We start from the raw sequence: 14,110 nt of genomic DNA, 5'->3' as shown, positions 1-14,110 counted from the left end.
CGCAACTGTACATGCACCTCATCCCATTTCAATTGAGAAACAGCCGTTGCATAAGAAAAAACCCGCTGCACTTGGCAACGGGGCATTAAGACAAATGTATCCGCTATGCATTGACCTTTAGCAGCTCCGCTCGGTACTCACCTGGCGTCTTCCCGGTTTCCATTTTAAATGCTTTCGTGAAAGATTGAACCGTCAAGTAACCAACTTGATCCGCAATTTCCTGGATTTTCAGTCGAGGGTCGCCGAGAAGCGTCCTGGCAGCTGCAAGTCGACGCTCCGATACTCTGTCTTTAATCGTCATGCCGGTTTCATCCTTATAGATTTTGCGCATATGGGATGTGCTAATTGTAAAAATTTCACTTAAGCGCTCAATCGTTAAGTCATCTGCCAGATGTGCATCGATATAAGCCGTAATCCCATCGGCCAATTCCTGATTTTTCAGGGACCGTTTCTGCTCTAGTTGATCAAGTACGAGCTCGTAGAGCTCCTGCATGTAAGCGACCATGCTCTGCATTGTTTCCATTTCCAACAGGTCAGTATGCCTTAACTGCTGAATAACCGGCTGAAAGCCGAGGTTGGCGTCGATATCATACACACAGCGCAGTGATGAAGAAAACAATTGCAGGAAGTAATGCCTGACTACTTCAATTTGCCTCGCGTGATGCTCAATCATATGGCTTTCAAATTCTTGTAAGCCAGCAATGACGCCTTCACGGTTTCCCGTTTTAAAATGCGTCAACAATTGCTTCTCCAGACCCAAAGGGTACATCACAATTCCTGTATCAGGACGGACGGCTTCGTAAAAGATGACCGTATTGCCGCCATAGATGAGCTTCTGACGAAGCGCTGATCCAGCCTCCTGATAGCAATCACTCAGCTCCTCGATCGTCATGTGTAACGCACTTACGCCGATTGTAAACGTCATCGTCGATTCCTTGCATAGAAGTTCCAGAAGCTGACGCAGCCAAGTTCGCAGACTGTCTGGCAGCATATCTGATGCACTCTCCTCTTGATCTAGATGGAGTACCAGCACCATTTCGTTCGGCTCAGTTTCCACCAAGAATCCTTGATACGCCTGTTTGCCAAAAGCCTCTTCCTGTAATCCTTCGGAAAGCTGTAGGAGTCTTGAATTTCGCTCGGACTCATGAATCCCCTGAGAGAACTTGGTATATTGATCCATGGAGACAAGTACAACAACGAAAGCCCCTCTCTCGGGCAAATTTAAGCCGTAATAAGCCAATCGTTCCATCGTTTGAGTCGTTATCTGCTCGTCACCACAAACCAAACGCTGCATAAATTTATTCCGACTTTGGATCTCATAGTCCTTTAACAACGTGGTCAAATCGCGATTCTGGTCCATCAGACGGCTAACGTTGCGCTCAATCTGGACGATCTCTTTGACATGCTCAATCTTCCTATCTTCAGGTTTCTGATCCGTGCCACGCATCATAATCAACAGCCGATTCATTGGATTGACGATTCGTTTGGACAACAGCAGTGAACCAATCAGACTCAGCACAACCGCCATCACGCTGATAATAATCGTCATTCGGCTCCATAAATGCAAACTGTGAGTCACCACAGACTTCGGAATCATATACGTGTACACCCAACCACTTGTGACGGATGTCACGTAACAGACCAAAGAGTCTACACCACGCACTTTGGTAAATAAGCTGCCCGATGAGCCGTTTAATTGGGAAATATCCAGATCGCTTACAAGTTCGCTAGTATCGAACATCTCTACCTCGGATGCCTTTTGCGAAAGAATATGCCCTTCCTTATCGGTTATGATCAATTGAACATCGGGGTTCGTATTCAACGACTGCATGATCTGTGCCAAATAGTCGCCTTTAATGTTAATGACCACATATGCGGATGGTGTGCCTGCGTGAATAATGGGCAGCGTCTTGACCATTGAGATAACCGTTTCTTCCTTAGCTGCGGAAATGCCCGGCAAAGATCTCGTGCGGACGAGTGATTTACTCGGCGTCTGTCCTGCCATGGAGCGGATGAAGTCCCTGTCCTGGAAACCGCTGAGCGGCACCGCTCCCTCTAATGAGGACAGAATTAACTGCGAGCTGGTATAATAAATGGAGACGGAATGAATATAGTCACTGGACAGAACGACATTCTCGAGACGCTGTCTCAATTGCAGCTGCATGTAAATATCGGCTTGCTCATAATAATCCATATAATGAAGAAAAGAGGAATCCAAGAATACCGATTCCATCGCTTTATCGACTTCAGCCAGCACAATTTCCTGTCCATTCTTGAGCAATTGAAGTGTGTTGCTGCTATTCTGGATAGCATCCCTCCAGAGTAAGGAGGAGGATGAATAATACAGCGCCCCCCCTGAAATTGCTGCCACAAGCAAAGAAAGCACTAGAAAGTAGTTGAAATATTCAAATAAGCTGCTCTTCATGAAACGCTTTTCTTTTCTCTCTTTCATTTTTGCAGCCCCCACACTAGATACCTGGGCTTACATTGCCCGATCTCAGTTCGTTATATGTTTTTATTTTGGAATCCATCAAGGCTTTACCGCCCTTCTTCTTCCATGTAGCCACATATTCGTCCCATTTGGACAACGGCTCTTTCCCCGTAACAAATTTGATAAACATCTCCTCTTCGTATTTGGCCACATCTGGGCCGTACGATTTCTGCTCATCGGTCAGTGGAATCCCATAGAATATATCCTGATACAAGGTGTATTGAGCTGCCGATTCGATGAAGCGATTATTATCAATTTGCACCGGATCCTTAGATGAATTGCTCACTTGCACCACTAGCTCTTGTCTCGAAATAATTTGACTAAGCGGGTCCAGCCATTTCTCATCGAACGCCTTCTGTCCAGCTTGTGTCCGTGCCTCCGTAATTTCACGATAGTGCTCGCCTTTAATCCCATAATGACTAAGCTCCCAGCCCTCATCTGTAGACAAATAATCGAGAAACCGTAGGACGGCTTCCGGATTTTTCGTCTTAGATGAAATGGCAATTACTCCGCCTAGATTACCAAAAGACAACATCCCGCTTTTCCCTTCTGGCCCCTTAATGCCCGGAAAAATAGGCTCCCATTGTGCATTCGGCACAATATCCTTCATTTTAAGCTGCTGTCCAAGTGTTTGCGGGGCGATGGACCACCAGGCATTGAAATAGCCGATTTTCCCTTGAGCCACCTTTTGCATCGCTTGATCCGCCTTAATCGTAAACATCTCCGGATCGATGACCTTAGCATCCCATAGGTTTTTGATATAGCTCAACGCAGACTTATATTCTGGTGAAACGGCAACGGGATAAATCTTGTTTTCCTTTAAATAACTATTCATAGGCACACTATTAGCAAACATGCCTGGTGAGATGCCAAATGCCCCGAAAATCGGCATAAAGCTTTCCGCATAAGTGTTCGCGTTGCCGATGCCGTACGTATCATTCTTGCCGTTCTTGTCAGGATCATTATAGGTAAACGCTTTCAGCATCTGCTCAAATTCATCCAGATTAGTGGGCATTTTCTTATTTAGAACATCCAGCCAATCTTGGCGGACGACCGGAACTTCCTTACCTGCCGCATTCTCATAGGGAATGGCGTATTGCTTTCCTTTGTGCTTCGTTAGCTCCCACAACTCAGGCTTAACATTCTTCATCAGATTAGGCGCATATTGAGCTAAATAAGGAGTTATGTCCAGGAACAAACCTTGATCCACAAATTTCTGATAGTCGAACGAGCCCAGCCTACTCATATCCGGAATTTCACCCGATGCGGCAAGCGCGTTGTACTTACTATTGAAATCATTATTGGGCAACATGTTCACGTTCAGCTTCACATGAGTCCTTTTCTCAATTTCTTTGGTTACCGGATTGTCGTCTCGCCAAACCCGACCCCCATCGGGCTGAATAAGCGAAAGGGTCACCGGAGTCTCAGATACTTGACCACCCTGATCACTGCCACTTGGAGGTTTCTTGGTTTCTGTGCTGCTGCAGGCCGCCGCCAGAGCTGCAGCTAACGAAACCATACATACCAAAGCGGTAGCGCGCTTAGTTGAGTTGGTTTTCATTAATGGCCATCTCCCCCTTTGTCATGTTTTTATTATAAGCCATAACTGCCAATGATCACAGACTTCCCCTTTATAAAACTAGTTCCACGATTCATCCTGCGTCACGCCACGATTTGTGCGAAGTAATTGATAACTCCATTTTTTCACGAAAGCGATTACATTTATAGATAACAATGTGCTTTTTTGTGCCCGTATTGCCGAATCGTCAGTTTGGATAAATAAAAGCATTTTTTTTCATTGCCAGCTCACGATTGGGGCGAGGAGCTACTTTTTGAAGGGTTTCTCTCATGTGATCGAGAGGGGAAGGGGGCGGCGCAATGGCGGGAGCGTGTGGCCAGTACAAGGGCAGGGGCGCGGTGAGAGCTGGCTACGATGGGGTGGGCGGGAGCGTGGTGAGAGCGGGCGGGCGACGGCGGAGCCCCAAAAGTGCAAAAATACAACCTTTTCCACTGATTTATAGCTAAAATTGGAAAATACGTGCAAATAGGCATCCTTTATGGGCATTTTCACAATAATCTCGTGAAATCCCTCCAAATTGATGCCTATTTGCATCAATTTCCAATAATAGAGGAGAGAACCCATTCGAAAAGTGCTTATTTGCACTTTTGATCAGGGGAGAGGACTTGAAACCTTACTCTATCGCGCAATACATTTGTTTCATCGACTATCTAGCTAGTTTACTTCTTACTACATACTCTACTCTACTCTACTCCTACTCCCACTCCTTCACAATACTTTACACGACTCCACTTACCAACACATTCCTCGTCTTCCCAACTATTCAATCCGACTCAATACTCTCCCATTGCTCACTACTCATACTAGTTGGAGCATCTGGGCAAAGTTGCGGGTACGGATGGGAAAAACAAATGATTGCCACACACCCAGCCTTTTTGACTAGGTGAGTGACAATCCTTGTAACTAGTTATTCAATAGCTGGTATCCCTTCTTTGCTTAGCCTCCGGAGCATTTGGGCTGCTTCCGCTCGCGTTGCATAGCCTAACGGTCTGACGGTACCGTCCTCATAACCGCTTAGCAAGCCCGCAAGAGCTGCTTGCTGCATTTCTTGCATCGCCCACTTCGAAATATCATGTTGATCGAGAAAAGTTGGTCGTTGGGCAGAATCCTCGAGTTTAGTGACTTGGCGGTCTGTATAGGCCAGCCCCCTCATCAACATGACGACCATTTCCTCCCGGGTAATTTTCGCTTCAGGCACGAATAATCCGTCCTCTTTCCCTGTTACAATCCCTGCTTGCTGCGCTATCGTTACTGCTTTTGCATAATACGCTGATGCTGCTACATCATGGAAGCTTGCTCCTTTTACGTAAGCCGAGTCCCGCTTCACTGACTCCAATCCCAATGCCCGTATGACCAGCGTAACAAATTCAGCTCTCGTAACCGACCGCTCAGGCACATAGAGGTCGGCACTGTCGCCATTTACGACATGGGCTGCTGTTAAGCCTCGGACTGCCGAATATGCCCAATGGTTTTTGGTAACATCCGTGTAGTTTTTCGTATACCCCAGCAGTGAGTAAGTGCTGAAATGGTTAAGGCTAGCTGTTATCGTATGTTTGGTCGCGTCATATGTGCTCCGCACATATTCTGGGGCTCCTGTGTCCGCATTCCAGTAATAAATACCCGCTACGTCCGGATTTGCCAGATGATCTGTATTGAAAATAAGCATGACTGGTGCCGCAAAAGAATTGACAGACACTTGCTCGCCACTCGCATCTACTGCGTGAAGCGTCAGCTCTATGGGCTTGCTTATCGAAGTCAAACTGCCGCCCCACTGGGCTTGTGTCCCCGATAATCCCGATAACTGCGCTGGCGTATAATCTCCCAGACCTTTGACGCCAATCCGAATACTTGTGTAAGCATGTTCTTGCCCAAATAGTGCTTGCAAGACAGTCTGTGGAATGATCAGACTACCCAGTTCCGTTTCGAGCTGTAACCCTTGGCCGTTCAACTTACCGAAGAGTTCCGACCCCATTTCCACCAAATTCGCTCCAGGTGGAATAGTTATAAGGAGTGTACTGCCATCCGTTGGCTTCAGATCGTTTGCCGTTAACTTTTTCACAGAATTGTCCGACGGACTTCCTTGTGTTCCCCCACTCGATGTGTTCACTGGTATAGATGGTGTTCCTGCAACAACGTTCACAGTGGATTTCACAGACATGAGTCGTCCAATCGCGTCGAACGCTTTCAATTTCAAGTTGTGAGTGCCGGGCAATAGCACCGTAGAAGCTGTAAGGGTTTGGCCGTTAATCTGATAAGGAACTACGGTTCCGTCTACTAGTAGCTCAGCCGTCCCCGCTGCGAAAGGAATCTCGCCTTGCACCAAGTCGGCGGAGATCGTAGCATTCCCTGACTGAAGCTCTTGATTATTTGCCGGAATCAGATTGTTGATTTTACTGTACAGACCTATATCAGGCTGCGTATAGACGCCGACATCCCCCACCTTGAAAGAAACATCGGTTGCCGTCCTGGAATTGATGCCGATACTGAATCTCTTAATCTGATCAGGATCCAGATGGAAATTGTCATCTGGCATTCCGAAAGCAGCGAAATCCGACCACGGTAATTTGACTTGCTGCCATCCACCTACAGGCGTAATCCCCGTTCCAGTGAAATACCCTGAACCATTACTTTCATAAATAAAACTTCGAACAACTACACCGTCTATAGGTGCTGGGAAATACACATTGAAGGTAACCCCTTCCGTCCCAACGAATGACAAATCACTTGGCAAATAATAATTCGGATACGTCCACTTGTCCCCAACACTAGCAAAATGATAATCAAACTGAATAATCCCAGGGCTCGGCTGAGTCACCGTAGCGGTGGCACCTGGCGAAATATTTTCCACCCACTTCGCAGGAATATCATATTCAGGAACCAACAAACTCGGCGTTACTGCCTTGTTTTCATTCGAAGCAATCAACGTCGTCGACTTGGAGGTAGCCTCTCCGCTGAACAATCCTTGGAATACGACTGGGAATTTCACATCTGCCGCAATATTCTGGCTTCCTGTTAAAGTAAACGTCAGTGTCTCTTTCGAATATGGCGCAATGGTCACGACCTTGGAAGGCGTTGACAAGTTCCAACCGCCAAATACGGATCCGTTAATAGTCCCACTCATCGGTGTCGCATTAAAATTATAAACTTCCACCTCAATCTCTGTTGCAGTGGTCTTATCCAATAAGTACCCTTTGGCTTTGGCCTTAGCCGCTGTAGATTCGGGGTACTTCTGCATAATGACGATCTTATCCGCACTCGAAAGCTCATCTGCCTTAGGCACAGGAGTTCCATAGAAGGAAGTGCTCAAGTTTTGGAAGCTGCCAGCAATCCTCAAATAATGGATATCAGGACCTGATGTCAATGCATAGTTGCCTGTGGCGGACGTCAACTGCAACTCTTTACCCATAATATCCGTTAAGCGTGCCGTGTTAGTGCCTGTCGACAAGGTTAGTGGCGTCTCATGCTCGCTCCAGTAAGCGACCACGCTGTCTGCTCCGTCTTTGAACACATAACCCTCCACTCCGTCAGGTAATCCAGTCGGCTTACCTAAATAAATGGCTTCACCTAGCGCATGCGTCATCGCTGCTTCCGCATTCACCGCCGCGTATGGCGTCCCTCTGGAGGTGAAGGTACCATAGTTCCCAATTGTCTCCTGGTAATTCGGGAATACGAACCAGAAGTGCTTATCCACACCAGTAGCGATAGACTGAATCGTGGAGGTGGTCAAATATCTTGCCTGCGTCCGCAACTGCTCGCCATACAGCGTCTGTGTGCTGTCAGTGAACGTTTGGGCTACCCCTGCTTCCGTCACATAAATAGGTTTCGTATCCAAATCGTAGCCCTGAATAAACTCCGTATGGGCCGCGAAGGATGGGGGCAAGTCCAATATCTTCTGATCCCCATTATCACTACGGTGACCATGATAGTTGTAGATGTCGATATAAGGAGCGATATCGTTCTCCATTAATAACTCTGTATAACCCCCTGGCGGATACGCAATTCCCCCCAGTGCGACACGAGTGTCTGCCCCGGAATCCCTCGCTGCTATCGTAGTTGCCTTCAAGAATGCGGCATATAGATCGGCAGGCTCACTATCCGCTGTATACGCGATATCCTCCTCGTTCCAAAACTCCCAATCCGATTGGCTTCCATAATGTTCAGCACTTTTTCTGGCCAGTTGATACGCATCCAACAGGTTGCGAGGCAGTTTTTTGTCGTCACTCTTCGTCCACGTCGGAGCAATGTGGTTGAGTTCCAACACGCGAATGCCATTCGCCGCATAGGCAGCGTTATAAGGATCATATTTGCTGAAATCATAGGTTCCGCTCGCACTGCTTATGGAATTCCAATGCATCCGCTCTCGCACATAATCGACGCCGGTCAGTTTGACCGCACGAGCGTAATTGGCAGCTTGAGCAGCAGGAATCAGAGAGCCTCCCGCCGCATCCACGGCAAAGGGGTTGCCCGGAGCTGGCCTCCGCTCAGACGTATTCATCACGACCGAGAAATATTCCTTGATCGGCTTGCCATTATGATCGGCTTCCGCGGTTATCGTATAGTGGCCCCGTTGCAGCTGCGATACAGCAACCGTGTAGGAAGGCTCATACACACTCATGGTCACACTATTCTGAAGAACGACATTGCCGTCATAATCTTCGACCTTGTAGTCAAGAACATGACCACCGCTGGCAGCATCGGTGAATTGAATGGAGATTTCCTTTGTATCCTGTTCTTCAAACAAGTTGTTAGGTGCGTTGGAAGTGATTTTGTTCAGTCCCCAAGGAAGCTTGGTAAACTGCATATAATCCAAGTAAAAATAGATGCGTCCGTCTGACGCTCTCCCGTTCGGAATACGAAAGGTTATTGTATTGCCCCCTGCTTGAAGCGTCACCGGACCTAGATTGAACTTATGGAGCACATTCGCCGGTGTGTCAATTTGCCCAATCTTCGTGGCTAACGTGCTATTTACAGCAACATAATTGCCGTCATTAATTTTCATTTCATAAAGAGGGAATGATGATAGGCTAATCGGGCTCGACATCACTTCCATCCCATAAATGCCGGGAACTTCAACGTTCACTTGATATTGAACCGTGTAATTTGAAACGGGTACACCACTTAAGCTTTTCATATACAGAAGGTCACCATTACTCAGCAAGCTCCGGTTGATGCCCAAATAATTTTCTTTTGTCCCAGTAATCTCGTTCCCAACTTTGGAGGTATAATTCTCCCCCTCTACTCGGATTACAGGTACCGTATCAGCGGAAGCTATTGATGGAACCGCTTGCAAGATAAGTGTGAGTACAAGAAAGAATACTAATAGGAATGACAACTGTTTCTTCACAGCTCGTTTCCTCCAATTCGATAGAATTCAATAGGATGAATCTCCATGATCGGGACCAACTCTTAACGCTCTTTGCTTGGCCAGTCCCAAGTTTCCAAGTCCTGGCTCCAAGCTATGCCAATCGATGCATGTGTATCAAACAACACACTCTCATCCTCGGGACCACTTCCGTGAAAAAACATCACAAATGCCTCTATGCCTTCCGTATGTCGGAGGTCCAAGACGAACCCAGCCGTCAATCGGCCTTGTGCCCATTCCCACTCCTGCTGGCCCAACGTTAGTAGAAGTTCATCTTCACGCCAATGAACCAAATCAGGCGACCTCATAACGCCAATGCCATTCTCAGGAGAATGGAACATCACATACGCCTCTTGATGCCGAATTATGCAAACGTTCTCTCCTGCCCTTGCGTTGCCGCAATAGGTCCAGAGCTGAAAATCGTCCGTTTTCGATACGCTCACGCCATTTTGCTTGTAGAAACAAAACCATTCCCCAGGCTTACTGGCGTTCTCTATGAAATAAGGATCGATCATTCGCCCCATCTCTTCCACAGCAACCTGGTCTCCCTTGACACGGAGCAGCTTCGGTGCCGTCCAGTTGATCAGGTCTTCACTTTCCATCATCCAAATGCGGCAATCACCATTCCCATATTTCTCACCATGGGGTCGCGGATAAGATTGCAAGCACATTCGCCAGCGGTTGTCGATCCGAATTAGATTACCAGGACTAGAGAAATTCAGGTGTTGATCCCTCGGGGTCAGAAGAAGAGGCTCGCTCCACTGGCGAAGATTCGTGCTCTGACTCATCGCCGTGTACATAAAGACGCGACCATCTTCCTCCGTCTCCACAAGGGTGTAATACAGCCACCAAATGCCGTCCTGATACAGCGCGCACGGGTCCCGGAAAGCTCTCCTTTGATCACCCTTCAAGAGAATAGGCGACGACATTTGGCTATAATCCATAATTAAATACCAGAGGCAACATTGCTTGATTTCAGTTCGTTATACTTTTTGACTTTGGAATCCAACAAGGATTTGCCGCCTTTCTTCTTCCATCCATCTACATACGCATCCCAGTTTGACAGCGGCTCAGCGCCAGTTACGAACTTCAAGAACATCTCAACTTCATATTTCGCAACATCTGGTCCTAGCGTATTTTGCTCATCCGTTGCCGGGATACCGTAGAAGATGTCAGAAATCAATGTATAACTAGCTGCTGCATCAATAAAGCGGTTGTTTTCAATGGCAATCGGATCCTTCGTAGCGGCATTAATTTTATTCTGGATATCTACGCGAGAAACGATCTGGCTCAGCGGATCTAACCATTTCTCGTCAAACGCTTTTTGACCTTCAGGTGTACGTGGCTCATTAATGCTTGTGTAATGCGTACCCTTAATACCGTAGTGGTTCAGCTCCCAACCTTCGTCCGTAGACATGTAATCGAGGAATCGCAATACAGCTTCAGGATTTTTCGTCTTAGCGGAAATGGCAATCGTTGCGCCTACATTACCGAAAGACAGCATGCCGCTCTTTCCTTCTGGCCCTTTGATGCCTGGAGCGATTGGTTCCCATTTTACATTTGGCACAATCTCTTTCATTTTAAGCTGCTGAATGAGCGTTTGCGGAGCAGTGGACCACCACGCAGCGAAATAGCCGATTTTCCCTTGCGCTATTTTCTGCTGTGCCTGATCCGGTTTAATCGTGAATAGTTCTGGGTCGATTACCTTCGCATCCCACAACTTTTTGATATAGGCTAATGCCTCCTTGTATTCAGGTGATACAGCAACCGGTACAATCTTATTGTCTTTCAAATAGCTGTTCATAGGCACACTGCTAGCGAACATACCAGGGGCAATGCCGTACGCGCCAAATATCGGCATGAACGTTTCCGCGAAGCTGTTGGCCATGCCCATACCGTACGTATCATTCTTGCCGTTTTTGTCAGGATCGTTGAACGTGAACGCTTTCAACATTTGCTCAAACTCATCCAAATTCGTAGGCATTTTAAGATTCATAGCATCTAACCAGTCTTTCCTAACTGCTGGAACTTCCTTACCTGCGCCGTTCTCATATGGAATGACGAATTGCTTGCCTTTGTGCTTCGTCAACTCCCACAGTTCTGGCTTTAGGTTCTTCTTCAAGTTCGGTGCATATTGATCAATCAGCTTGGTAATATCTAAGAACAAACCTTGATCCACATACTTCTGATAGTCGAATGCGCCGAGTCTGCTCATGTCGGGAATGTCGCCGGAAGCAGCAAGTACATTGAACTTGGCGTTAAAATCGTTATTAGGCATCATGTTTACGTTCAATTTGACATTGGCTTTCTTCTCAATTTCCTTGGTGACAACATTGTCATCTTTCCAGACACGTCCTCCATCGGGTTGTGCAAGAGAGATCGTTGCTGGGGCAGCGGGTGCGGTTGAACTTGCAGGTGCCTTAGTGCTTTCCCCTGTAACTGCTGGTGTACTAGTTTCCGTGCTGCTGCACGCAGCGGTCAAGGCTGTTGCGATCGAAACTGTAGCTAAGGATGCGATAACACGTTTGCTTGATTTGTTTTTCATAGATTTTGTGTCTCCCCTTTGAATAGTTTTGCGAAACGTTTTTTTATGATAAGTCAACTCTTTACCCCTTCACGGACCCGACCATGATCCCCTGCACAAAGTACTTCTGCAGGAATGGATAGACGATGATGATTGGCAAAGCTGACAGAATCACCGTAGCGGCACGAATCGTCTCTACAGGCGGTGGCAAGCTGTCCCCGTCAAGCTGTTCCAGCGAAACCGTATACATTTTACGCAGGATCATTTGCAGCGTCGAAAGCTTCGGATTGTTGATATAAATAACTACATTGAGATATTCATTCCAGTGCCCCACACCATAGAACAGAGCTAGCGTAGCTACGATCGGAAGGGACAACGGCAGCATGATGCGAACGAGTATCCCCAGCTCCGAGCAGCCGTCCAATCGAGCCGATTCGCTAAGACTAACTGGAATGCCCTGAAAGAAGTTGCGCATCAGGATCAACAACCAGGCGTTAATCGCAGTTGGAATCATCAACGCCCAGAGCGTATCGACCAGATGCAGCGAACGGACAACGAGATACGTAGGGATAAGACCGCCATTGAAAAGCATCGCAATGACGATAATCGTCATCAACGCATTGCGCCCCGGCAGCTCCCGGTTAGAGAGCACATAGGCTCCAAGAGCAGTCATGACCAGATTAATTAACGTGCCGACAACCGTAATAAGAATCGTGATACCATAAGCATCCAGCAGCCCGGAATGGCGTAGCACATACCGATAGCTGTCGAAGTGGATCGAACGTGGATAGAGTAATACGCCCCCTTGTAGCACGTAATCCTTCATATCAGCGAACGATACGATAATGACATTCACAAACGGATACAGGGTGCTCACGCAGAGTAGTGTCAGGATGAACCAGATGATATAGTCCACGAAGCTTGGCTTAGATAAGGACTTGGATTTTGCGTTCACCATATTGCCCCCTCCTCGTCAAGTTTCTTGGATACAAAGTTAGCAATCAACACGAGTACAAGTGCGATAGCCGATCGGAATAAACCTACTGCAGTGGCGTAGCTATAGTTGTTTGTATTCAGCAAGCCGATACGATAAATATAGAAATCAATGACCTCGGCTACTGGAGCTACCTGAGGATTATACATAACCAACGTCTGCTCAAAACTTACACTGAGAATACCGCCAAGGCTCAGTACAAACATAATGCTAATTGTGCTTCTAATACTTGGCAGTGTAACATGCCACAAGCGATGCCAGCGGTTCGCACCGTCAATGGCTGAAGCTTCGATCATATCGGGGTCAACCCTCGTTAGGGCAGCCAAAAAGATAATGGCACCCCATCCGATTTCCTTCCAAATAGCGCTTCCTACAAACATCATCCGGTAGTACTCCGTGGAGGATAGAAATTCAAATGTGTGACCAACGAGCGATTTAAGCGCGATATTGATCAGTCCGCTTTCCGAGAACAAATTGTACATTAAAGCGTACACGACAACCCAGGACACAAAATGCGGCAAATAGGAGACCGTTTGGAAGAAGCGCTTCCATTTGGTGAATCGCATCTCGTTAACCAGCAGCGCGAACAGAATAGGTGCCGGAAATCCGAATAAAATGCGGTAGAAAGCTAGTACCAGTGTATTTTGGAAGATCTCCCAGAAGTCACCACTATCAATAAAGCGTTTGAAATGCGTGAGCCCCGCCCATCGACTTCCGAAGATGCCATCCATGAAGTTGTATTGCTTGAACGCAATCACCACGCCGGTCATTGGCGCATAATGGAAGATTACATAATAGGCCAGTACCGGCAAGAATAAGAGGTAAAGCGGTAGGAATCGCTTCATCTTCTTCCAATTTTTTCGCCGCTTGGCCGATGCCGTTGGCTCCCTGATCAGCGTATGGGGTATGGCGTGATTCGTTGCAGGTTTCATCTTGTTATTCCCCTTTCCGATATGTAGCTAGGCGTTTAAGATCTTTTAACGTCATCATGTAAGCGATTCCGTTTTTCAATTCCCTGCTGTGACCCCATTGTTACATGAGGTTCGCTGGTAAATATAGAAACCAAATTGCTTTTTATTGCCGATAACGCTAATTCAGCAGTTCGGATAAAAAAAAGCAGTGAGCTTGGAAGTGCTGACGACGCTAGGTTACAGCGAAAA

The 14,110-nt window shown here is 47.1% G+C and carries 7 protein-coding genes; all 7 read right to left on the bottom strand.

Annotated elements, in window-relative coordinates; translation table 11 throughout:
* Positions 1-103: 103 nt before the first annotated feature.
* Entirely contained in the window at positions 104-2,452 is a 2,349-nt protein-coding gene (locus AC58PV_RS19110; RefSeq protein ID WP_497433897.1) for a helix-turn-helix domain-containing protein, read from the bottom strand.
* 16 nt (positions 2,453-2,468) lie between these two features.
* The gene (locus AC58PV_RS19105; protein WP_497433896.1) at positions 2,469-4,052 is read right to left on the bottom strand and encodes an extracellular solute-binding protein; all 1,584 of its coding nucleotides are present in this window, start codon (positions 4,050-4,052) and stop codon (positions 2,469-2,471) included.
* A gap of 925 nt (positions 4,053-4,977) precedes the next feature.
* Positions 4,978-9,414 (bottom strand): S-layer homology domain-containing protein, encoded by a 4,437-nt coding sequence (locus AC58PV_RS19100; RefSeq protein ID WP_497433894.1) that lies wholly within the window; start codon positions 9,412-9,414, stop codon positions 4,978-4,980.
* Between the two features lie 62 nt (positions 9,415-9,476).
* Positions 9,477-10,361, bottom strand: coding sequence for a glycoside hydrolase family protein (locus tag AC58PV_RS19095; RefSeq protein WP_497433893.1), 885 nt, complete (start codon positions 10,359-10,361; stop codon positions 9,477-9,479).
* Between the two features lie 17 nt (positions 10,362-10,378).
* Complete coding sequence (locus AC58PV_RS19090) at positions 10,379-11,977, bottom strand: extracellular solute-binding protein (RefSeq protein ID WP_497433891.1); 1,599 nt, start codon at positions 11,975-11,977, stop codon at positions 10,379-10,381.
* A 61-nt stretch (positions 11,978-12,038) separates the two neighbouring features.
* The gene (locus AC58PV_RS19085) at positions 12,039-12,914 is read right to left on the bottom strand and encodes a carbohydrate ABC transporter permease (RefSeq protein ID WP_497433890.1); all 876 of its coding nucleotides are present in this window, start codon (positions 12,912-12,914) and stop codon (positions 12,039-12,041) included.
* Positions 12,908-13,882 (bottom strand): ABC transporter permease, encoded by a 975-nt coding sequence (locus AC58PV_RS19080; RefSeq protein WP_497433889.1) that lies wholly within the window; start codon positions 13,880-13,882, stop codon positions 12,908-12,910. The genes AC58PV_RS19085 and AC58PV_RS19080 overlap by 7 nt, the downstream gene beginning before the upstream one ends.
* Positions 13,883-14,110 lie beyond the last annotated feature (228 nt).

It is taken from the genome of Paenibacillus sp. J22FR83, from assembly GCF_059691955.1.
The sequence above is the reverse complement of the archived record's forward strand: the minus strand, read 5'-3'. Positions and strand labels throughout refer to the sequence as shown.

What these genes read in the sequence shown, in the direction of transcription:
- AC58PV_RS19110 (WP_497433897.1), bottom strand. Translation starts at nt 2,452, where the DNA reads ATGAAAGAGAGAAAAGAAAAGCGTTTCATGAAGAGCAGCTTATTTGAA.
- AC58PV_RS19105 (WP_497433896.1), bottom strand. Translation starts at nt 4,052, where the DNA reads ATGAAAACCAACTCAACTAAGCGCGCTACCGCTTTGGTATGTATGGTT.
- AC58PV_RS19095 (WP_497433893.1), bottom strand. Translation starts at nt 10,361, where the DNA reads ATGTCGTCGCCTATTCTCTTGAAGGGTGATCAAAGGAGAGCTTTCCGG.
- AC58PV_RS19090 (WP_497433891.1), bottom strand. Translation starts at nt 11,977, where the DNA reads ATGAAAAACAAATCAAGCAAACGTGTTATCGCATCCTTAGCTACAGTT.
- AC58PV_RS19085 (WP_497433890.1), bottom strand. Translation starts at nt 12,914, where the DNA reads ATGGTGAACGCAAAATCCAAGTCCTTATCTAAGCCAAGCTTCGTGGAC.
- AC58PV_RS19080 (WP_497433889.1), bottom strand. Translation starts at nt 13,882, where the DNA reads ATGAAACCTGCAACGAATCACGCCATACCCCATACGCTGATCAGGGAG.